The following is a 21,057-nucleotide window of genomic DNA, read 5'->3' as shown; positions in this document are numbered from 1 at the left end:
ACACGGGAAGGTACCAACGAAAATCGCCAAGGCCGGCCATCATCTGGCACCGAGCGGACCGGGATGGGCCACTGGCGCTGGAACCGCCGCCGAAGCGCGGCGTTTCTCCTGCAGCAAAGGAGAACCGCCATGCCAGCCACCTCGAAAGCCCAGCAGAAGGCCGCCGGCGCCGCACTCTCCGCCAAACGTGGCGAGACCAAGAAAAGCGAGCTCAAAGGCGCTTCCAAGGGCATGTATGAATCGATGAATGAAAAGCAGCTCGAGGAATTCGCCGAGACGAAGCGCAAGGGACTACCGGAGAAAAAATCCTAGATTGAGCGCTTCGAGCCAGACTATCTTGGAAATGAAAAAGGGCCAGCGACGTTTGCTGGCCCTTTGGGATTGTTGCTTGAACAGCCTACCAGCGATGGCAGCGCCGTACCCTCTCGACGATCACCCTGCGATGACCATGCCGCCACACCACTCTCTTTTTGACGATGACCCGGCAGACCTGTTTGTGGCCGTGCCAATGGCGCGCCATGGCCGGTTCCGGCGCCACCGCCATCGAGCCTGCAAGCACCGCGGCGCCTGCCAGGGTAAGGAAGAACTTCTTCATGTAGTTGGGCTCCTCTAGCTCCAGTCCCTTCCTGTGCCGCTGGCGCAAAACCTCCCGCCAAATCCGGCATCGCATCAACGTCGCAAACGCTACATGGTTGTGGTTGGCCACGCTACTCACAAGCTTGACATCGGTTAAATCTCGGTTTAACCAGCCGCCAACGCCGGGCAGCGATGTCCGGTGTTTCTTTTATATACGCAAAGTCAGTCACCCTATTTGTTCTGGCCTTGTTTGAACTGACGTGTCCCGTGGGTTTTCCGCCGCGTTGCGTGGGAAAACCCTGTCAGGTCTCGAAACGGAGGCCAGAGGAGGGCGCGTTTCCTTCACCCGGACCATGAGGTGCCGGGTGTGCTGTTTTGAAAAGGGAATGCGATGAGCAAGCGCGAATCCGCGAAATACAAGATCGACCGCCGTCTCGGCGAAAATATCTGGGGCCGCCCGAAGTCCCCGGTCAACAAGCGTGAATACGGCCCCGGCCAGCATGGCCAGCGCCGCAAGGGCAAGCTTTCCGATTTCGGCCTGCAGCTGCGCGCAAAGCAGAAGCTGAAGGGTCACTATGGCGACGTTTCGGAAAAGCAGTTCCGCAAGGTCTATGAAGAGGCCGACCGCCGCAAGGGCGACACCTCGGAGAACCTGATCGGCCTGCTCGAATCGCGTCTCGACGCGGTCGTCTACCGCTCCAAGTTCGTACCGACCATCTTCGCCGCCCGTCAGTTCGTCAACCACGGCCACGTCAACGTCAACGGCAAGCGCGTCAACATTGGCTCGTACCGCTGCAAGCCGGGCGATGTCATCGAAGTGCGCGAAAAGTCGAAGCAGCTGGTCATCGTTCTGGAGTCGGTCGGGCTCGCCGAGCGCGACGTGCCGGACTACATCGAAGCCGATCACAACAAGATGGTCGCGACCTTCTCGCGCATCCCGGGCCTCGCCGACGTTCCATTCGCCGTGCAGATGGAACCGAACCTGGTCGTCGAATTCTACTCGCGCTAAGCGAACGCTTTTCTGCGATATCGGAAAAGGCCGCCTTCGAGGCGGCCTTTTTGTTTTCGGGCATCCGCTTTGCCGTTTCGATTTTCCGGCCGATGCGTTAATCCGGGCGGAAGTCACATTTCCGGGGCCGTCGCGCCATGAACATGCTGCCAGACATCGAAACGCTTGAACCGCTCGCCGACGGTGGTTTCCATCCGCTGTTCGCTGATGTGCCGTCCTCGGTCGAGTTCAACAAGCTGCGCAAGCGGCTGCTGCGGCTGACCCGCCAGGCGATCGAGGATTTTTCGATGGTGAAGCCCGGCGAGCGCTGGCTGGTCGCACTGTCGGGCGGCAAGGATTCCTACGGTCTGCTTGCCATGCTGCTTGATCTCAAATGGCGCGGGATGCTGCCGGTCGAGTTGCTGGCCTGCAACCTCGACCAGGGTCAGCCGAATTTCCCCAAGCACATCCTGCCCGACTATCTCGACGCCAACGGCATAGCCCACCGGATCGAATACCGGGACACCTACTCGGTCGTCACCGACAAGCTCCCGGAGGGCAGCACCTATTGCTCGCTCTGCTCGCGGCTGCGGCGCGGCCATCTCTACAGGATCGCCCGCGAGGAGGGCTGCTCGGCCCTGGTCCTCGGCCATCATCGCGAGGATATCCTCGAAACCTTCTTCATGAACCTGTTCCATGGCGGCCGGCTTGCCGCCATGCCGCCAAAACTGCTCAACGACGACGGCGACGTCATGGTGTTGCGGCCGCTGAGCTACTGCGCCGAGGTCGACCTGGAGAAATTCGCTGCCGCGATGCGGTTCCCGATCATCCCTTGCGATCTCTGCGGCAGCCAGGAAGGGCTGCAGCGCAACGCCATGAAGGCGATGCTCGAGGACATTGAAAAGCGCATGCCTGGCCGCAAGGACACGATGATCCGCGCTCTGTCCAACACCAGGCCGTCGCATTTGCTCGACCGAAAGCTGTTCGATTTCGCTGCCCTCAATGAAACCCTCGCGACCAGGCAAGACATTTCCGATGACATTTGACGATACCGCGATCGACTGGCTGGCCGGCATTCTGGCCGAGGCAGCCCAAGCCGAAATCATGCCGCGCTTTCGCCGATTGGGCGACGGCGATATCCGCCAGAAGACTTCCGCGGCCGACCTGGTGACGGAGGCCGATGTCAATGCCGAGCGGCTGATCACCGCCAGGCTGCGCGAGCGCTATCCCTCGGCCATGATGGTGGGCGAGGAGGCCTGTTCCGAAAATCCGGCGCTGCTCGATGGCTTGGGTGATGCCGAACTGGCATTCACCATCGATCCGGTGGACGGCACCTTCAATTTCGCATCCGGCGTACCGCTGTTCGGCGTCATGCTGGCGGTCGTGGTCAGGGGCGAGACGGTCGCGGGCATCATCCATGATCCGGTGGGCAAGGACTGGCTCATTGCCGCCAGGGGCGCCGGCAGCCATATCAGGCATGCCCATGGCAGCCTGGAGAAAGTGCATGTGGCGACACCCGTGCCGATCTCGCAGATGACCGGCGCGGTCTCCTGGCAATATCTCGACGAACCGGAGCGCTCACGCCTTGCACGAAACCAGACCAAGGCACTGTCGCAGTTCGCCTATCGCTGCGCTGCGCACGAATATCGCCTGCTGGCGAGCGGGCACGCGCATTTTGTCGTCTACAACAAGCTGATGCCCTGGGATCACCTGCCCGGCGTGCTGATCCATCAGGAAGCCGGCGGCCATGCCGCGCGCATCGACGGCAGCGCCTATCTGCCCTCGCATGTCGACGGCGGCCTGCTTGTCGCGCCGGACCAGGACAGCTGGCAGGAGCTGCGCCGCGAGCTGTGGGCGCAATAGGTTAAGTTCCACGCGGCGTCTGCGGCAGATCTAGTGCAGGTCGGTGACGTGCCCTGAGACGGGTGCGTTCTGCGGCTGGAACATCTTGCCGCGCTCGGCAATCAGGATCATCAGCAGTGCGGCAACCGAGACGCTGCAGAACCCGGCGGCCAGTGGCGTCACCGTGCCGTTGAAAGCCTGGCCGATCAGCGTGCCGAGAATGCCGCCGAGAAACGTCTGCATGAAACCCAGGATGGATGACGCCGTGCCGGCCAGTTGGCCAAGCGGCTCCATGGCCAACGCGTTGAAATTGGCGCCGAGGCAGCCAAACGGCAGCATGGCGCTGGCAAAGAAGGTGATGAACAGCCAGAGCGGCATCTTCGTTTCCAACGAAACCACCAGCCAGGCCAGGCTGATCACCAGAAACAGCAGCAGCGCGCTTTGCGACAGGCGGCGCATGCCGACGCGGCCGACGAGGCGCGAGTTGAGATAATTGGAGAAGGCGAGCACGCCCGCGACACCGGCGAAGATGACGGGAAACATCTCGCCGACGTTGAAGACGTTGACATAGATCTGCTGCGCCGAGGCGATGAAGCCGAACATGGCACCGAAGATGAACGTGCTGGCGAAGGCATAGCAGAGCGCGATGCGGTTGGTGAGCACGATGCGGAAGCCGCCGACAATGGAGGAGACCGTCAGTGCCCGGCGATATTCGGGATGCAGCGTCTCGGGCAGGCGCAGCAGCGACCATGCCGACACGATCAAGGCGCCGACGGCCATGGTGACGAATATCCAATGCCAGGTCGCGAACAGCATGACGAACTGGCCGATGCCCGGCGCCACGACCGGAATGGCCATGAACACCATGAAGATCAGCGACATGACTTCGGCCATACGCCGGCCATCGAATGTATCGCGCACGATCGAGACCGCGATGACGCGCGTGGCGGCCGCGCCGATGCCTTGCACGGCGCGGCATATCAAAAGTGTTTCGAAGCTGGGCGCGATGGCGGCCGCAGCGGCCGCAGCCACATAGATGATCAGGCCGGCGACAAGCGGCGAACGGCGTCCGAAGCGGTCCGAGATCGGCCCGAAGAACAGTTGGCCACCGCCGAAACCCAGTATGTAGGCGGTGATCACATATTGCCGGTGGTTTTCATTCTCGACGCCGAGCGAGGCGCCAATCTGCTGCAGCGCGGGCAGCATGATGTCGATGGCCAGCGAATTGAGCGCCATCAGCGCCGCGCAGAGCGCGATGAACTCCCAGCGCGGAATGGGCAATTTGCTCACTCCGGGCAAGGCGCTTGCCCCGGGCAAGGCGCTTGCCCCCTGCGACGCTGATTTCTGCTGGTCCACGGCAAGTCCGATCTCTCAAACGAAAACGCGCCGGCGGGCCGGCGCATTGGCTCGTCCTAGTCCCGGGGGCCGGGATGTAAAATTGCCGAGGTGGGCTGCCCCGGTGCCCAAGGCGTGTCGGTGTCGACATGCCTTGGCTGAATTAGGCGGCGCCTTTGACGCTGACGCCCTTCTCGACCAGGAAGGTCTGCAACTCGCCGGCCTGGAACATTTCGCGAATGATATCGCAGCCGCCGACGAATTCGCCCTTGACATAGAGCTGCGGGATCGTCGGCCAGTTGGAATAATCCTTGATGCCCTGGCGCAGTTCGGCGGAGTCCAGGACGTTCACGCCTTTGTAGTCGGCGCCGATATAGTCGAGGATCTGGACGACCTGGCCGGAAAACCCGCATTGCGGAAAGCCGGGCGTGCCCTTCATGAAAAGGACGACGTCGTTGCCCTTCACTTCGTTGTCGATGTAGTCGTTGATACCGCTCATGGAATATCCTTTCACGCCTGTGGGAGTCAGGCTCGAAGCATGTCTTTCAAATAAACCCATAGGTTGCCCGAAACAAGACTTTAGCCATGCCATCACCCGAATGGCGCAAAGAATGGGCTGTTTTGGGCCAAGCTTGTCGGGTGGAAATGCCTCAGTCGGGAACGCTGGTCTGCAGCGCCAGCGCGTGCAGCACGCCGCCCATATTGCCCTTCAGCGCGTCATAGACCATCTGGTGCTGCTGAACGCGGCTCTTTCCCCGAAAGCTCTCGGCCACGACTTCGGCCGCGTAGTGGTCGCCATCGCCGGCGAGATCGCGGATCGTCACGCGGGCGTCCGGTATGCCGTCCTTGATCAGTTTTTCGATATCGTGGGCGTCCATTGCCATTGCAGAGATTCCTGTTCCGGGAGGGCGGCGGCGCGGCGGCCCATGCGATGAGAGTCGGGCGAGCCTAAAGCCTTTCCAATCCGGATTGAAGCGGTTCCGTCCGGAGTTCGTTCTGTTGGTGTTCAGGAGATGGTTTCACCCGGCCCCTGCGCCGGCTCGTCCTCGCGCATCGAGAAGGCGCGGCCCAGACTGAAAACCAGCACGTAGAGCGGGGTGTTGACCGCCAGGTTGGCGATCGGCAGATAGCTGGTCACCCGCCAGGCGGGCGAGAAGAACGGCTGGCCGTAGCCATCGCAGACAAGCGAAGAGCCATACTCCCACAAGGCTCCCAAAACAGCCGAGACGGCGAAAAGCTTGATGCAGGTGATGATATGCCTAGCTCGCGTTGGTTCCGGCAGGAGCCAGTTCCAAAGCACCAGACAGACAACCGGAACCGCATAGATGAGGTTCTGCAGGACCAGCATCGGAAGCATATCGTTGGCCGCGGCGAGAAACTCGGCGCGTGTTTCCAGCCTGGGGCAAACCTCGCTCGAGGTCGTCGACAGCAGGAAGAAGACGAACGGCCCGAGGCACCAGAAAAAGAACAGCGACGGCCAGAAGACGACCGCAAGCAGCGCCCGTAGGGCCAGTTTCTTATGATTGAGCAGGATCTCTGGACAAAACGGCTTTCCGTTTGTCTGAGAAAACCGGTTTTCACTTTTCGGGATCATGCTCTCGTCAACTGGTCTGGTCCATGAAGCGCGGGAACCAGCCTTCATGGGCGGCGGTCAGATCGCTGACCGGGATTGCCCTGGCATCGCTGAGCTTCAGCGCGTTGCCGCCCGTCGAGCCGATCCACGGCGCGAAGATGCCGAGTTCGCCCTGCTGCTTGCGAATAGCGTCCCATTCATCGCCATGGGGATCGATCGACAGCGTCAGGAGATAGCGGCCCTGGTCTTCGCCAAACCAGACCGGGATCGGATCGGTACCGACCAGTCCGGGAACGGTCGCGCCGATGCCGGACGCCATCGCCATTTCGGCCAGCGCCACCGCGATGCCGCCGTCGGAGACGTCATGCGCCGCCGTGACGACGCCGGACGCGATCAACGAGCGCACATGGTCGCCGACGCGCTTCTCGTGCTCGAGATCGACCGGCGGAGGCGGGCCATCGCTGCGGCCGTGGATATCGCGCATATACGCCGACTGGCCAAGATGCGTTCCCCAGGAAGCCGGCGCGCCCACCAGCAGGATCATCTGGCCTTCCGCGGCGAAACCGATCCGCGCCATCTTCGACCAGTCCGATATCAGGCCGACGCCGCCGATGGTCGGTGTCGGCAGGATGCCCTGGCCGTTGGTCTCGTTGTAGAGCGAGACGTTGCCCGACACGATCGGGAAACCCAGCGCCCGGCAGGCATCGCCAATGCCTTTCACCGCGCCGACCAGTTGGCCCATGATTTCTGGCCGTTCGGGATTGCCGAAATTGAGATTGTCGGTGGCGGCGAGCGGCAGCGCGCCCGTGGCGGTCAGGTTGCGCCAGCATTCGGCGACGGCCTGCTTGCCGCCCTCATAGGGATCGGCTTCGCAGTAGCGCGGCGTCACGTCGGAGGAGAAGGCCAGCGCCTTGGTCGGATGTCCCTCGACGCGCACCACGCCGGCATCGCCGCCCGGAAGCTGCAGCGAATTGCCCTGGATGAGCGTGTCGTATTGTTCCCACACCCAGCGACGCGAAGACAGGTCCGGTCCGCCAAGCAGCTTCAGCAGCGCATCGGCGAGGTCGGCTTGCGGGATATCGTTGGCGGCAAGCGGCGCAGGCTTCTTCGGCTCGACCCACGGGCGATCGTATTCCGGTGCCTTGTCGCCAAGGTCCTTGATCGGCAGGTTGGCGACCTCGTCGTCCTGGTGCCGCACGCGGAAGCGCAGATCGTCCGTGGTCTTGCCGACGATGGCAAAGTCGAGGCCCCATTTGTGGAAGATCGCCTCGGCTTCCTTTTCCTTTTCGGGGCGCAGCACCATCAGCATGCGCTCCTGGCTTTCCGACAGCATCATCTCGTAGGCGCTCATGCGCTCTTCGCGCACCGGCACCTTGTCGAGGTCGAGCTCGATCCCGAGGTCGCCCTTGGCGCCCATCTCGACCGCCGAACAGGTAAGGCCGGCCGCACCCATGTCTTGGATGGCGATGACCGCGCCCGAGGCCATCAGTTCGAGAGAGGCCTCGAGCAGGCATTTTTCGGTGAAGGGATCGCCGACCTGCACGGTCGGGCGCTTCTCGTCGATCTTGTCGTCGAACTCGGCCGAGGCCATGGTGGCGCCGCCGACACCGTCGCGGCCGGTCTTGGCACCGAGATAGACGACCGGCAGGCCGACCCCCTTTGCCTCTGACAGGAAGATGGCGTCCGTCTTGGCAAGGCCCGCGGCAAAGGCATTGACCAGGATGTTGCCGTTGTAGCGAGCGTCGAAATTGACCTCGCCGCCGACCGTCGGCACGCCGAAGGCATTGCCGTAGCCGCCGACACCGGAAACCACTCCGGCGACGAGATGCCTGGTCTTGGGATGGTCGGGAGCACCGAAGCGCAGCGCGTTCATGGCCGCGATCGGCCGCGCGCCCATGGTGAAGACGTCGCGCAAGATGCCGCCGACGCCGGTCGCCGCACCCTGATAAGGCTCGATGAAGGAGGGGTGGTTGTGGCTTTCCATCTTGAAGACGACGCAGTCGCCATCACCGATGTCGACCACGCCGGCATTCTCGCCCGGGCCCTGGATGACCTGCGGACCGGTGGTCGGCAAGGTGCGCAGCCATTTCTTCGAGGATTTGTAGGAGCAGTGCTCGTTCCACATTGCCGAGAAGATCCCGAGTTCGGTAAAGCTCGGTTCGCGTCCGACGAGGTCGAGGATGCGCTGATACTCATCGGGCTTCAGCCCATGCGCGGCGATGAGCTCTGATGTGATCGGCATGGAATTGGAAATGGTCATGGGCGGCGATTTATGTCCATGGAGCAGGGATTTTGAGTCTCCTCTTATCGCAAGCTTTGCGGTCGATACACCCGTCGGCTGAGGAAAAAAGGCAGAAAGCAACAGGGTGATGACCACGATGGATCGCGGCAGGCTCTCTCGTGAGCAATGAGAGGCGCCAGGCCAGCGATTGAAGCTCCCACATAGCCAAATGGGGAACGCCATGGTGTCCCAGCCGTTAGATTCCTATCACTCAGGAGACAGCACGATGGCTACCAAGCAAGGCAAGAACGACAATCGCCTCTCGGACAAGGAGGCTCTCCATATCGCGGAGACCACCGATGTTTCACCCCGGCAAGCCAAGGAATTGGCTGAAAAGCACGGCAAGGACAAGGCCGAGAAGGAAGCCAAGAACTTCAAGGCCGAAGGCTGATCCGATCCGGTTCTGACAAGTCTCGGTTTCGCGAAGGCGGCGTCTCGAGGCTAGCGGGGCGGGTGGCCGCGAATGGCTCAGGAAAAACTGTCGTAGCCTGCGCGCCCCTCGTCCAGCAGCCGCCTGATCACCGTGACGCCGCCGGCAATATCCTCGCGCCGCTTCGGCTGCGAGACGCCGAACCGCACCCCATGAAAAACCCGCTCCGAGCGCCCCGCCTTGAACTCATCCTCATCGTCGATCAGCACGCCATGCTCCAGGCAGGCATTCTTGAACGTGCCGGAAAGCCAGGGATCGGGCAGGGTGAGCCAGACGAACGGCACTTTGTCGTGCGATTTGAATGAGAAGCCTGTCAAGCGTTCGCGCACTATGGCCATGCGGGCGCTGATCTCCGCGATGCTGCGTCTGCGGATTTCGCTGGCCTGACCGGAAAGCACCAGCCGGGAATTCACCTCCGCCAACAGGAATGGCATGCCGCCGGTCATCATCTTGTGGGCGACCCGGATGCGGTGGCGATAGGCAGGCGGGCAGGAGAGCCAGCCGCCACGCAGGCCGGCCGCGACCGATTTCGACAGGCCTCCGGCAATGATGGTGCGTTCAGCCGCAAATTCGGCAAGCAGTGGTGTCGGGTCGTCGGTCAGATGGCCGTAGAGGTCATCCTCGATCAGGATGACATTGTATTCACGGGCGACACGCGCGATCGCCTCACGGCGCGCCGACGACAAGGTCACCAAGGTCGGATTCTGCGCCGTTGGCATCAGAAATATCATCTTGGGATGCTTTTGCGCGCAGACACGTTCGAAATCCGCTGGATCAAGGCCTTCATCATCCGATGCCACCAGCGCGGTGCGCCGGCCTATCAGGCCGGCGCTGCGGGAAATCTGCGAGTAGGTGAGGTGCTCGAAGGCGACATAGTCGCCGGGCGTGGTGAGGGCCGCGATCGCGGCCATCACCGCGGCATGAGTGCCGAGAGTGGGGACGATTGTGTCGACCGCTGGCCGGAAGGCGTTCCGTGACAGCCACCGGGCGCCGGCTTCGTACCAGCGATCCGGGAAATCGCGCGTGTAGCTCGAAATCTCATGCGGATGGTCCTGCGCGGCGCGCGAGAGGACGTCGGCAACAATGGCGCCCTGGCCCATGTCAGGGGCCGCCGTGCTGTCGAAACGCAGCTTGCCCTTGGGGGCATCGGCATAACGCGTGCCTTCGACACTGGTGTCGGGCTCCTCTGGCTCTGTAACGCCAACGTTCTCTCCCAGCACATAGGTCCCCCGTCCGACCTCGCCACTGACAAGACCGCGCTCACGCAGCAATTGGTAGGCCCGGCCGACCGTGCCGACCGTGGCGCCGATGTCGTAGGCGAGGTCGCGCTGTGGCGGCAGCTTTGCCCCGGCCCCGATCACACCCCGGTCGATATCCGCTTCAATGGCATCTGCGAGGCGCTGATACAGCGGACCTGAACCCGTGAGATCTGGAACCCAATTTGTCATGGTGACAATTTTCTATATTGCACCGTTTCGGGAGTCAATACATATCAATAGCGCGCTAAAAAGGGTGCAATTTATATTTGGCAGAAAGAAAATGGATACAATCGGAACATTCCGCCACTCCAGAACCGAATTGCTCGGCCAGCCTGCACGCCCGTCCGGGCAGCGCCGCTTCGCCGGCCGACTGGTGCAAGTGATCAGGGCGCTGGCGAAATGGATCGACCATCTGCTGGAGCGCCGGCGCGGCCGGCTGGCACTGCTGGAGATGACCGACGATCAACTCAAGGATATCGGCATCTCGCGCTGCGACGCTCACCGCGAAGGCATCAAGCCGCTCTGGGAATAGGGACCGGTCTATCGGATGCCTTTGCTCCTGAGGCGTCCGACGCCGTGATCGACGAAAATGGCGACGACGCATATCGCCACGAACAGCGCGGTGATGGCGAGCGCCGCTATAGTGACGCTCTCAACGCCATTCCTGGCGATATCGAGGAAGGGGTAGGGCACCTCGCCCGCCAGCGGCGCCCGCGCCAGCGCATAGGCCAGATAGGCGATGGGATAGACAACCCACCAGGAAATATCGCTCCATCTCGTTTTGCCGTCGGCGCCTGACGTCAGCCACCACAGCACGAACAGCACCGGCGTCACGTAGTGCAGCAGGACGTCGCAAAGCAGGAACGGGCCCTGTGGCTGCCAGAGCCGCGCCAGCAGGGTGGCATAGACAATGAAGACCAGGGTGATCGAAACCGCGACGCCCGCGCGCATCCGTGGTCCGGCAAAGGCCGGCAGCCACGCATGGCCGTTGGATGACAACAGCGAGGTGTGAACCAGCACGGCGCCAATGTTGGTCAGATGGTGAAGAAGCTGAAATAGAACACGATCGAGCCAAACAGGCCGCGGCCCGCTTCCATCGACGCTGGAATGGTGATCGAGAACTGCAGGGCAAGCGCTATCAGGCCAACTACCAACCCTGCGGTCTGCAGGAACCGGCCCATGGCTGGCTCAGGCGGTGGCTGCGCAGGCCGGATTGCGCGCCTGCCAGCGCGCGACATCCGAGCTGATGCGCGCGCCAAGCGGGTCGTTCATCAACGGTCCGAAGACGTCGACATGGCTTGAATTCCCCTGCGCCTGCACGACCAGCAGCGGTTTGCCGCCATAGTGCTTGGCCGGCACCAGAAGGAAGCGCGGCTGGCCGCTGAACGAGTTCAACTCATTGGCCATCTGATACTGCTTGAAAGCCGGGTCCTTGCTGGCGATCCAGCATTTGTGGGCCGATATCGCCACTTGTTCCATCGCCAGCAGCGCGGCACTTTTGCCCGACGGCAAAGGCGTGCTCTTGGGGCTCGACTGGCACGATGCCAACGCAAACCCCGCCGCGGCGACGATGGCAATCGTCCTCGTCTTGATCAAGCGGCACCCATTTCAAGTTCGGATAGAGACATCTTGAGGCCGTCGATCATCTCGCCCCACACCCTGGACAATGCGGGGTGCTGCGAGGCGATCTGCTCATAGGCATCGAATTTGGGATAGGCGTCGAGCAAGTCGTGGCGGCCTGTCATGGCGCGGAAATTGTTGAGGATGAACCGCGTCGGCGTCAGCCAGGCATCGGCGAAACTGATGTCGCTACCGAGCGCGAAGGGGCCTTGCGCCATCCGTGCCTCGATGGCCGCCAGCCCATGGTGGAGACGGGCGAATTGGGCGTCGATCTCGGCAGTGTTGCGCTTCGGCACGAAATGCAGCTCGAAAAGCTTCATCGTCGGCGTCAGCACATCGAGATCTGTGATGCGGGCGAACATGCGCACCAGCGCGCGGTCCTTCGAATCGGGCGGCAACAGCGCCGGTCCGGGAAACCGCTCCTCAAGATATTCGGCGATGACCACCGATTCGACGATCGTTTCGCCCGAGCCGGTGATCAGAACCGGAATCCGGTTCATCGGCGAGATGGCGCGAAACTCTTCGGGGATCGGAAAACCCGGTGGCGGCGCGATGATCTTGAGCGGCACGTCCTTGATATAGGCCAGTGCCCGCACAATCGAAGAGTAGGGCGACAACGGCCGCGAATAGAGTTTCATGACCGTCTCTCCCTCATGATTTTGAATTACCGCAATTCTTAAGGTTGCGGTTGCAAACTTCAAGCGGCAATGCCCAGGGCGCCCTCGAACAGCGCCCTTCCGTCATTGCCGCCATGGGCTGCTTCTATCAGGTTCTCGGGATGCGGCATCAGGCCAAGCACATTGCCTTGTTCATTGACGATGCCGGCAATGTCGTTGATCGAGCCGTTCGGATTGGTGCCTTCGGCATAGCGGAACACCACCTGGCCTTCGCCTTCGAGACGGGCAAGCGTGTCGGCGTCGGCAAAGTAATTGCCGTCATGATGCGCAACCGGCGAGCGGATGATCTGGCCCGGCTGGTAGCGGCGGGTGAACATGGTGTTGGCGTTGGCGATCTCGAGCTTGACTTGCCGGCAGACGAATTTCAGCGAGGTGTTGCGCATCAGCGCACCGGGCAGCAGTCCCGCCTCGACCAGGATCTGGAAACCGTTGCAGACGCCGATGACCATGACGCCCTTGGCGGCCTTTTCGGCGACCGCCCGCATCACCGGCATGCGCGCGGCGATGGCGCCGCAGCGCAGATAGTCGCCGAAGGAGAAGCCGCCTGGGATGGCGATCAGGTCGACATCGGGGATTTCTGTGTCGGTCTGCCAGACGGTTGCCGGCGCCTGTCCGGAAATCTTGGTCAGCGCCGCAATCATGTCGCGGTCGCGATTGAGGCCAGGCAGGAGGACGACAGCTGATTTCATTTTGGTTCGTAAGGCCTCTGAGCTTCGGCAAGTTCGCGCGGGTCGAGACGGCGTTCTATGCGTTCAAATCGATCATCCTGGCGGGCGAAAATGCCATAGATGTCACTTTGCGTTGCCACCACATGACCCCGCATAACACTCAATTCCCGTTTCGTCTCGGAACATCCTGACGAAGTTCACCAATTTCGTGATGCACGCATTTCAGCAGCTCGAACATCAACTCATTCACTTCCGGCATATTGCCTCCGACACAACCTCAGGTAAGCGTCACACTATAATTCTCGATCACCGTATTCGCCAGCAGCTTGTCGCACATGGCCTTGAGGTCGGCTTCGGCCTTGGCCTTGTCGCTTTCCGCCAGTTCGACGTCGAACACCTTGCCTTGCCGCACCGCGCCGACGCCATCGAAGCCCAGCCCTGACAGTGCGTGTTCGATTGCCTTGCCTTGCGGGTCCAGAACGCCGTTCTTGAGGGTGACGGTAATGCGGGCCTTGATCACGCTGGACATGCTCCTGTTCTGAATGTTGGGGCGCAAGCCGCTATCAGTGCGGCTTGCCTTTGAGGCCGTCGGTCGAGGCGACAAGCACCGGGCCGGTCGGACGCGGCGGCTCGTTCTCGTTCATGATGCCGAGGCGGCGGGCGACTTCCTGATAGGCCTCCACGAGGCCGCCCATGTCGCGGCGGAAACGGTCCTTGTCGAGCTTGTCCTGCGTTGCCACGTCCCACAGGCGGCAGGAGTCCGGCGAAATCTCGTCGGCCACGACGATGCGCATCATGTCGCCCTCGAACAGGCGGCCGCACTCGATCTTGAAGTCGACCAGCTGGATGCCGACGCCCATGAACAGGCCGGAGAGGAAATCGTTGACGCGGATGGCGAGCGCCATGACGTCGTCGATTTCCTGTGGGCTTGCCCAGCCGAACGCCGTGATGTGCTCTTCCGAAACCATCGGATCGTCGAGCGCGTCGGCCTTGTAGTAGAATTCGATGATCGAGCGCGGCAAAACGGTGCCTTCCTCGATGCCGAGGCGCTTGGACAGCGAACCGGCGGCGACATTGCGCACCACCACTTCGAGCGGGATGATCTCGACTTCCTTGATCAGCTGCTCGCGCATGTTGAGCCGGCGGATGAAGTGGGTCGGAATGCCCATGCGGTTCAAATGATTGAATATGTATTCGGAAATGCGGTTGTTGAGCACGCCCTTGCCGTCGATGACCTCGTGTTTCTTCTTGTTGAACGCGGTTGCGTCGTCCTTGAAGAACTGGATCAGCGTGCCCGGCTCGGGTCCCTCATAGAGGATCTTGGCCTTGCCTTCATAAATGCGGCGGCGATTTTTCATTTGAATTTTTCTCTGGATTTGCGGGCAGGCGGCAAGCGACCACTTCCTGTCCGTCCGCCTGAATTAATGCGGCGACGGTGACGTTCAATGCCGGGTCTATCCCAATCACACCGTTTGCTCAATCGGCAAATCCTTCCAATCAACCGCTTTCGGGACTGAAATGCCGCAGCGCAGCATATGACGAAGCATATTGACCGGCCCGCGACCTTTTGGTTTGTGCTTCGGCAACACATATTCACCTGCCAACGAATCGGATTTGACCCGGAGGGACTCCATGAGCAGCATGAAAGACCGCGAAGAGGGCTTCGAGCGCAAATTTGCATTCGACGAGGAGCTTCGGTTCAAGGCTTCGGCGCGGCGCAACAAGGCGCTTGGTCTGTGGGCCGCCGAAAAGCTCGGAAAATCCGGTGCCGACGCCGACGCCTACGCCAAGGAAGTGGTTGTTTCCGATATCGAGGAAGCCGGCGACCATGACGTATTCCGCAAGATCCGCAAGGATTTCGACGCCGCCGGCGTCGAGCAGTCCGATCACCAGATCCGCCGCACCATGGATGAACTGATGGCGCAGGCGATCGAGCAGATCAGGAACACCTGATCCGGCCTCTTACTGGACCAATCGACCGCCCGGCCGATCCGGGCGGTTTTTCTTTGCCTTGCGGCGGTTTCCGGCTGAAACTGCCGACGCTAACAAGGAAAGAGATTAGATGTCGCTGAAGTCCCGTCTTGCCGCCGATGAAACGCTGGTCACCGCCTGGTCCGGCGTGCCGGACGCGTTGACCGTGGAGATCCTCGCCAGGCAGGACTTCGATGCCGTCACGCTCGACATGCAGCATGGCGGTCATCACGAGGACAGCGTGCTGCGCGGTCTCGCCCCGGTGCTCGCCACCGGCAAGCCGGCGCTGGTGCGCATTCCCGTCGGCCGCTTCGACATGGCAAGCCGGGCGCTTGATTTCGGCGCCGAAGCGGTCATTGCGCCGATGGTCAATTCGGTGGCCGACGCAAAAATGTTTGCCGCCGCCATGAAATACCCGCCGCTCGGCGAGCGCTCCTGGGGGCCGACCTACGCCTTTCCTCGTCACGGCAAGGGCGACCAAGCCGATTGGCTGCGCGATGCCAACCAGCGCACCATGGCCTTCGCCATGGTCGAAACGCGTGCCGCGCTCGACGCGCTCGACGGCATTCTCGATACGCCGGGTATCGACGGCATTTTCCTCGGCCCATCGGATTTCTCGATCGCCTGGTCGAACGGCACGACCGTCAATTCGACGCTCGAAAGCATGATGGAAACCGTGGCTTCGATCGCCGAACGCACCCGCAAGGCTGGCAAACACGCCGCGATCTACGTCATCGAACCGGCCATTGCCGGCCGCGTCGTGTCGATGGGCTACCGCCTGCTGGCCACCGGATCCGAACACGCGCTGGTTTCGCTGGGAGCCAAGACGCTGCTGAAAGACATCAAGGATTCGATCGGGGCCTGAGCAGGCTCCTCGGGATTTCGCTAGCCTCTCGCGCCGGGGGCGCTCTGCGATCAGATATGCGCGGTTTCAGCCGCCGCTACTGTGTCGATGCGCCTGAATCTGTCGAACAGGACGCGAAGCACTGCGATCCACCAATTGTTGAAGGCCACTAGCGGCAATGCCGTGAGGACCGAGCCCAGCATGGCCGCTGCCGCGCCGAAGGCAGCGGAGCCGCTGGTCAAAAAAACCCAGGACCCCAACGAGCAGATGACCGGCACATGCACGAGATAAAGCGGGAATGACAAGTCGCCGAAGAAGCGCGCGGCTTTGCCCGTCAGCCACGATGGCGGGCTCCGCGAGGCCACCACGGCATAGATGAGCATGACGCTGCCCAATGTGGCGATATAGGCCCGCCTGGCGCTCTCGGGGAGACCGCCGGCCTCCAGCACGGCAAAGGGGCGGTAGATGCCAACCGAATTCCCGGCATAGCCCAGCAAAGCCAATGAGACAGCGACGAGGGCCAGCCTTGTACAAGCGTTCGGACGAAATTTCGAGGCGAGCAGAAGATGCAGCGAAAGCCCGACGGGGAAGGCGACCAGAACGAAATTGACCAACCACGCCAAGAACACGCCGATGGCAAGCACGAGCCAGGAAAGCGAAGGTATGCGGTCGTGCAGGAAGAAGATGGCCGGCGCGAGAGCAAAGACCATCAGGCTGCCCCAGAACTCGAACCACATGGTCCACAGGCTCGTGTCGTAGTAGCTGTCCCCGAAAATGAACGTCCGCCATGCCCCTTGCGCGAAGGCGTCCGAAAAGTTCGCGGTCTCTGGCGTCAGCTGCTTTGCGGCATAGGCGAAATTGGCGAGCCAGGGTGATCCGGTCTGGGCGCCCGCATCCCGGAAGAAATACAGCTCCTGCCTGAAGATGAGGCAGGACAGCAGCACCGTGACAAGCACGGGCCCCGCAAGCCGTGGCAGGCGCTTGGCCGCGGCCAGCAGGAGATCCCCGATCTTGCGGCTCGCGAAATAACGTTTCACCAGCACGAAGGAGGACAGCACGAAGAACAGATACACGGCGGACTGGCCATTCAGCGCGACGAAGACGAAGCTCGTTTGCAACGAGTTGGCTGGGCCATTCGCAAAAATACCGCTCGCCGAAGGCGCAAAACCGAGCAGCGTGTGCCAGAACATCACGACGATTGACGCAATGCCCCGCAACAATTCCAGCGAATCGTCCTTACGCAAATCCCAGCCCCCTTACTTCGCAGCCGCCTTGGCTTATCCGACCGGCCATTTGCCGTAAAGCTGCCCGGCGGCCATCGTCTTGCCAGGCATATAACCTCCAAAAGCGGGGCATGGACGGCCGAGCGACTAGAGATCCGTCAAGAACTTGGCAAAGGTCATCGAACCTTCTGGCCATGGGCCGAAGCCTGAATCCTCGCTGAGATGACCCGTCTCGCCGGCGTCGATGAACAGTGAGCCCCAGGCGCCGGCGATGTCCTCGGCGACATCGAAGGGACAAAAGGGATCGTTGCGGCTGGCGATCAAGATGGAGGGAAACGGCAGCGGCTCGCGCGGATAAGGGCCGAAGGTCATCAGATGCCTTGGCTTGATCTTGGGATTGGCGACGTCGGGCGGTGCCACGAAGAAGGCGCCGGCGACCGGCTTCTGAAATTGCGGAATGGCTTGTACGGCCGCGGCCACTCCCAGTGAGTGAGCGACGAGAACGACAGGTCTCTGCGCCTCGTTGACCGCTTTGGCCACGCTCGCCGTCCAGTCCTCGCGCACCGGCTTAGACCACTCCGCCTGTTCCACGCGCCGCGCCGTCGACAGCTTCGATTGCCAGCGGGTCTGCCAATGCTCGGGCCCGGAATTGGTGTATCCGGGAATGATCAGAATATCTGCGTCCTTGACTTTCATGGCGCTGAGATAGCGAGCGCGATTGTCTGATGCAACCATTGATGGATGCGCTCACGCTCGCAATGGTGAACACCATGTTTGCTTTTCGCGGTCTTGTGTGAACGATGGCGATCGACGATCTCTGTCGGGAAAGAAACAGCCGTGGAGGGACCGGGATTTTGGCGCTGACACGACGAACAATGATCGGCGGCGCCGGGGTCCTGGCTTTGGGAACTTCGCGAAACGTCGCCGCAACGGAGACAATGATGAGCGAACTGCCATTTGCCGCCACCACGCCGGTGAGCGTCGCCCGGGTCGGGCTGAAGGCGCGTGATGCCGAAAGCCTCGCGGCCTATTATCGCCGGGTTGTCGGCCTGCAGGAACTGAGCCGTGCCGATGGTGCGATCACCCTGGGCGCAGCCGACCGTCCGCTGCTGGTCCTTGAACCGGACGTGTCCGCCAAGCCGGACGATCCGCGCGGCGCCGGCCTCTTCCATACGGCATTCCTGCTGCCTAGCCGCGCCGATCTCGGCCGCTGGATCAAGCATGCCATCGCAGACAAGATCGCCATCGAGGGCGCTTCGGACCATCTGGTCAGCGAAGCGCTGTACCTGACCGATCCCGAGGGCAACGGCATCGAGATCTATGCCGACCGCCGCCCGCAGGACTGGAAATGGAACGGCGACAGGATCGCCATGGCGACCGAGCGGATGAACATTCCTTCCGTCGTTGCCGAAGTGCCGGCCGGCGATGCCGGCTGGCAGGGCGCGCCGGAAAACAGCATTGTCGGCCATGTCCACCTGCGCGTCGGCAGGCCGGAAGAGGCCGAAGCCTGGTGGAACCAGGAATTCGGTTTCGACACGGTGGCCAAATATGGCGGCCAGGCGGTGTTCCTGTCGTCAGGCCATTACCACCACCACATCGGCGCCAATGCCTGGCAGAGCGCCGGCGCCGCCCGCCGCGACCCGGCCCGTTCGGGCCTCGCCTGGGTAGAGATGCGTTCGGATAATGTGAGCAGCGAAACGACCCGCGAGGACCCCTGGGGCACGGTGATCAGGACTGTTCCCGGCAAGGCTTGATTGGCGAAAGCGTCGGCGCGAGCGTCTTCTCCCCATCTATACGGGGAGAAAGACCCGGCAGGGCAATGAGGGCAAGTCTTGAGATTGTCGAAGCCGACGAGGGTTCATCGCCGAAGTCGGTGCCGCCCCGCCTGCCGGCACCTTCTCCCGGTATGGGGAGAAAGAAGCTGTACTCACGCCTCTCCGAACACCCGCTTGAAAATCGTGTCGACGTGCTTGGTGTGGTAGCCCAGGTCGAATTTTTCGCGGATTTGCGCCTCCGGCAGCGCGGCTGTCACTTCCTTGTCGGCAAGGAGTTCCTCAAGGAAATCAGCGCCTTGTTCCCATACTTTCATGGCGTTGCGTTGCACCAGCCGGTAGGAGTCCTCGCGCGACAGGCCGACCTGCGTCAGCGCCAGCATCACGCGCTGGGAATGCACCAGGCCGCGGAACTTGTTCATGTTGTTCAGCATGTTCTCGGGATAGACGACCAGCTTGTCGACGACGCTGGTCAGGCGTGACAGCGCGAAATCGAGCGTCACCGTGGCGTCCGGGCCGATCATGCGCTCGACCGAGGAATGCGAGATGTCGCGTTCGTGCCAGAGCGCCACGTTCTCCATCGCCGGCAACGCCATGGAACGCACCATGCGGGCAAGGCCGGTGAGGTTTTCGGTCAGCACCGGGTTGCGCTTGTGCGGCATCGCCGACGAGCCTTTCTGGCCCGGCGAAAAATACTCTTCCGCTTCCAGCACTTCGGTGCGTTGCAAATGCCGGACCTCGATCGCCAGCCGCTCGATCGACGAGGCGATGACGCCGAGCGTGGCGAAGAACATGGCGTGGCGATCGCGCGGAATCACTTGCGTCGACACCGGTTCCGGCTTCAGTCCCAGCTTTTGGGCCACATGTTCCTCGACATAGGGCTCGATGTTGGCGAAGGTGCCGACCGCCCCTGAAATTGCACAGGTGGCAATGTCTTCGCGCGCGTGCACCAGCCGCTCGCGGCAGCGCGAGAATTCGGCGTAGGCCTGCGCCAGCTTGATGCCGAAGGTGGTCGGCTCGGCATGGATGCCGTGGCTGCGTCCAATGGTGACAGTGTCCTTGTGCTCGAAGGCGCGGCGCTTGAGCGCTGCGAGCAACGTGTCGATGTCGGCGAGCAGGATGTCGCTGGCACGGGTGAGTTGCACCGCAAAGCAGGTGTCGAGCACGTCCGAGGACGTCATGCCCTGATGGATGAAGCGCGCGTCGGGCCCGACGAATTCGGCAAGATGGGTGAGGAAGGCGATGACATCATGCTTGGTGATGCGCTCGATCGCGTCGATCTTGTCGACGTCGAATTCCGCCGCGCTTCCCTTTTCCCAAATGGTCTTAGCCGCTTCCTTGGGGATGACGCCCAGTTCGGCCAGCGCGTCGCAGGCATGGGCCTCGATTTCGAACCAGATGCGAAACCGGGTTTCGGGCGACCAGATGGCGACCATTTCTGGCCGGGAATAGCGAGGGATCATATGGATCGATTCCAGCTTCGCGTTGCGTTGGTCGCGTCCTAACAGAGGCGGGCAAAATGCTCAACGTTGCTGCTGCGCAAACCAGAGGCCGGTCAAGCGGAAATAAAGCCGGATTCCCCAGGCGAGTGAAGGCGGGCGCATGGACCTTAGAGGAGATTGGACGCGGTTGATTGCCCAATCAAAGCGTCGTGCGGGCCAAAGCCGATGCATCCAATCCGCTCGTCATTTGTTATTGTCGGCAATCCCAATGGCAACCACCCCAATGGAGAACCTGACATGACCGACACCAGCAAAATTCGTGAGCACATGGAAGTCGTCGGCGCCGATGGCGTGCATATCGGCACCGTCGACAAGGTCGAGGGCCAGCGCATCAAGCTGACCAGGGCCGACAGCAGGGCGCTCACAAGGGCCATCACCATTATATTTCCCTGGCCTTGGTTGCCGAGGTCGATGGCAAGAAGGTTTGGTTGTCCGCGAATTCGGATGTCGCGGTGACGTTCGAAGAAGAAAAATCCGATCCGGTTTGATCGAAGGC

The 21,057-nt window shown here is 61.8% G+C and carries 24 protein-coding genes and 2 pseudogenes; 10 read left to right on the top strand and 16 right to left on the bottom strand.

From position 1 onward, the window contains the following. Positions 1–129 precede the first annotated feature (129 nt). Entirely contained in the window at positions 130–312 is a 183-nt protein-coding gene (locus tag FJ941_RS14020) for a DUF3008 family protein (protein ID WP_015318153.1), read from the top strand. 85 nt (positions 313–397) lie between these two features. Here FJ941_RS14020 and FJ941_RS14015 read toward each other — a convergent pair whose 3' ends face one another. Next, positions 398–595: a hypothetical protein gene (locus tag FJ941_RS14015; RefSeq protein ID WP_140506376.1), complete on the bottom strand. Its 198-nt coding sequence runs from the start codon at positions 593–595 to the stop codon at positions 398–400. A gap of 372 nt (positions 596–967) precedes the next feature. Here FJ941_RS14015 and rpsD point away from each other — a divergent pair, with 372 nt between their 5' ends. From rpsD to FJ941_RS14000, 3 genes are all read left to right on the top strand, one after another. Further along, positions 968–1,585 carry a 30S ribosomal protein S4 gene (gene rpsD, locus FJ941_RS14010; RefSeq protein ID WP_027028657.1) on the top strand — a complete coding sequence of 206 codons (618 nt, stop codon included), beginning with the start codon at positions 968–970 and terminating at the stop codon, positions 1,583–1,585. A gap of 137 nt (positions 1,586–1,722) precedes the next feature. Continuing rightward, entirely contained in the window at positions 1,723–2,610 is an 888-nt protein-coding gene (gene ttcA / locus FJ941_RS14005) for a tRNA 2-thiocytidine(32) synthetase TtcA (protein WP_140506374.1), read from the top strand. Then, on the top strand, positions 2,600–3,427 hold the full coding sequence (locus FJ941_RS14000) for an inositol monophosphatase family protein (protein WP_140506372.1): 828 nt from the start codon (positions 2,600–2,602) through the stop codon (positions 3,425–3,427). Before ttcA ends, FJ941_RS14000 begins: the two co-directional genes overlap by 11 nt. Positions 3,428–3,457: 30 nt before the next feature. On the opposite strand, the gene FJ941_RS13995 is transcribed toward FJ941_RS14000, so the two are convergent. From FJ941_RS13995 to purL, 5 genes are all read right to left on the bottom strand, one after another. Next, positions 3,458–4,681: a multidrug effflux MFS transporter gene (locus tag FJ941_RS13995; RefSeq protein ID WP_181166602.1), complete on the bottom strand. Its 1,224-nt coding sequence runs from the start codon at positions 4,679–4,681 to the stop codon at positions 3,458–3,460. Positions 4,682–4,904: 223 nt separating this feature from the next. Then, complete coding sequence (gene grxD / locus FJ941_RS13990) at positions 4,905–5,240, bottom strand: Grx4 family monothiol glutaredoxin (protein WP_013895877.1); 336 nt, start codon at positions 5,238–5,240, stop codon at positions 4,905–4,907. A gap of 151 nt (positions 5,241–5,391) precedes the next feature. Next, positions 5,392–5,625: a BolA family transcriptional regulator gene (locus FJ941_RS13985; protein WP_015318146.1), complete on the bottom strand. Its 234-nt coding sequence runs from the start codon at positions 5,623–5,625 to the stop codon at positions 5,392–5,394. A 122-nt stretch (positions 5,626–5,747) separates the two neighbouring features. Continuing rightward, on the bottom strand, positions 5,748–6,335 hold the full coding sequence (locus tag FJ941_RS13980; protein WP_246673825.1) for a hypothetical protein: 588 nt from the start codon (positions 6,333–6,335) through the stop codon (positions 5,748–5,750). A gap of 7 nt (positions 6,336–6,342) precedes the next feature. Further along, positions 6,343–8,574 (bottom strand): phosphoribosylformylglycinamidine synthase subunit PurL, encoded by a 2,232-nt coding sequence (gene purL, locus FJ941_RS13975; protein ID WP_140506370.1) that lies wholly within the window; start codon positions 8,572–8,574, stop codon positions 6,343–6,345. A 247-nt stretch (positions 8,575–8,821) separates the two neighbouring features. Between purL and FJ941_RS28975 the strand changes: the two genes are divergently transcribed. Then, positions 8,822–8,986, top strand: a complete 165-nt coding sequence (locus FJ941_RS28975) for a hypothetical protein (RefSeq protein ID WP_167531216.1) — start codon at positions 8,822–8,824, stop codon at positions 8,984–8,986. Between the two features lie 77 nt (positions 8,987–9,063). On the opposite strand, the gene FJ941_RS13970 is transcribed toward FJ941_RS28975, so the two are convergent. Beyond that, the gene (locus tag FJ941_RS13970) at positions 9,064–10,473 is read right to left on the bottom strand and encodes a PLP-dependent aminotransferase family protein (RefSeq protein ID WP_140506368.1); all 1,410 of its coding nucleotides are present in this window, start codon (positions 10,471–10,473) and stop codon (positions 9,064–9,066) included. A 91-nt stretch (positions 10,474–10,564) separates the two neighbouring features. Here FJ941_RS13970 and FJ941_RS13965 point away from each other — a divergent pair, with 91 nt between their 5' ends. Continuing rightward, positions 10,565–10,816, top strand: coding sequence for a DUF1127 domain-containing protein (locus FJ941_RS13965; RefSeq protein WP_140506366.1), 252 nt, complete (start codon positions 10,565–10,567; stop codon positions 10,814–10,816). A gap of 8 nt (positions 10,817–10,824) precedes the next feature. Here the strand turns inward: FJ941_RS13965 and FJ941_RS13960 are convergent. From FJ941_RS13960 to purC, 6 genes and pseudogenes are all read right to left on the bottom strand, one after another. Then, positions 10,825–11,465: pseudogene (locus FJ941_RS13960) on the bottom strand (Pr6Pr family membrane protein). A gap of 7 nt (positions 11,466–11,472) precedes the next feature. Then, positions 11,473–11,880, bottom strand: coding sequence for a hypothetical protein (locus FJ941_RS13955; protein WP_140506365.1), 408 nt, complete (start codon positions 11,878–11,880; stop codon positions 11,473–11,475). Further along, positions 11,877–12,542 carry a glutathione S-transferase family protein gene (locus FJ941_RS13950; protein ID WP_140506363.1) on the bottom strand — a complete coding sequence of 222 codons (666 nt, stop codon included), beginning with the start codon at positions 12,540–12,542 and terminating at the stop codon, positions 11,877–11,879. The genes FJ941_RS13955 and FJ941_RS13950 overlap by 4 nt, the downstream gene beginning before the upstream one ends. A gap of 59 nt (positions 12,543–12,601) precedes the next feature. Next, positions 12,602–13,270: a phosphoribosylformylglycinamidine synthase subunit PurQ gene (gene purQ / locus FJ941_RS13945; protein WP_015318137.1), complete on the bottom strand. Its 669-nt coding sequence runs from the start codon at positions 13,268–13,270 to the stop codon at positions 12,602–12,604. Between the two features lie 256 nt (positions 13,271–13,526). Next, positions 13,527–13,769 carry a phosphoribosylformylglycinamidine synthase subunit PurS gene (purS, locus tag FJ941_RS13935; RefSeq protein ID WP_013895864.1) on the bottom strand — a complete coding sequence of 81 codons (243 nt, stop codon included), beginning with the start codon at positions 13,767–13,769 and terminating at the stop codon, positions 13,527–13,529. Positions 13,770–13,812: 43 nt separating this feature from the next. Beyond that, entirely contained in the window at positions 13,813–14,607 is a 795-nt protein-coding gene (gene purC / locus FJ941_RS13930; RefSeq protein ID WP_013532127.1) for a phosphoribosylaminoimidazolesuccinocarboxamide synthase, read from the bottom strand. A gap of 274 nt (positions 14,608–14,881) precedes the next feature. On the opposite strand from purC, the gene FJ941_RS13920 reads away from it, so the two are divergent. After that, positions 14,882–15,202 carry a DUF1476 domain-containing protein gene (locus FJ941_RS13920; protein WP_140506359.1) on the top strand — a complete coding sequence of 107 codons (321 nt, stop codon included), beginning with the start codon at positions 14,882–14,884 and terminating at the stop codon, positions 15,200–15,202. Between the two features lie 109 nt (positions 15,203–15,311). Continuing rightward, positions 15,312–16,085 carry an HpcH/HpaI aldolase/citrate lyase family protein gene (locus FJ941_RS13915; protein WP_140506355.1) on the top strand — a complete coding sequence of 258 codons (774 nt, stop codon included), beginning with the start codon at positions 15,312–15,314 and terminating at the stop codon, positions 16,083–16,085. Positions 16,086–16,135: 50 nt separating this feature from the next. On the opposite strand, the gene FJ941_RS13910 is transcribed toward FJ941_RS13915, so the two are convergent. Next, the gene (locus tag FJ941_RS13910) at positions 16,136–17,308 is read right to left on the bottom strand and encodes an acyltransferase (protein WP_140506353.1); all 1,173 of its coding nucleotides are present in this window, start codon (positions 17,306–17,308) and stop codon (positions 16,136–16,138) included. A 126-nt stretch (positions 17,309–17,434) separates the two neighbouring features. After that, a complete protein-coding gene (locus FJ941_RS13905; protein ID WP_140506571.1) occupies positions 17,435–17,983 on the bottom strand; it encodes an alpha/beta hydrolase in 549 nt (182 codons plus the stop codon). A 245-nt stretch (positions 17,984–18,228) separates the two neighbouring features. On the opposite strand from FJ941_RS13905, the gene FJ941_RS13900 reads away from it, so the two are divergent. Beyond that, positions 18,229–19,041, top strand: coding sequence for a VOC family protein (locus tag FJ941_RS13900; RefSeq protein ID WP_140506351.1), 813 nt, complete (start codon positions 18,229–18,231; stop codon positions 19,039–19,041). 173 nt (positions 19,042–19,214) lie between these two features. On the opposite strand, the gene purB is transcribed toward FJ941_RS13900, so the two are convergent. Next, on the bottom strand, positions 19,215–20,522 hold the full coding sequence (purB, locus tag FJ941_RS13895; RefSeq protein ID WP_140506349.1) for an adenylosuccinate lyase: 1,308 nt from the start codon (positions 20,520–20,522) through the stop codon (positions 19,215–19,217). Between the two features lie 276 nt (positions 20,523–20,798). Between purB and FJ941_RS13890 the strand changes: the two are divergent. Next, positions 20,799–21,049 (top strand): annotated as a pseudogene (locus FJ941_RS13890) (DUF2171 domain-containing protein). The last annotated feature ends 8 nt before the right edge of the window (positions 21,050–21,057 follow it).

Source organism: Mesorhizobium sp. B2-3-13 (assembly GCF_006442195.1).
GTDB lineage: Bacteria > Pseudomonadota > Alphaproteobacteria > Rhizobiales > Rhizobiaceae > Mesorhizobium > Mesorhizobium salmacidum.
Note: the sequence above shows the minus strand (reverse complement) of the source record. Positions and strands in the feature narration are given on the sequence as shown.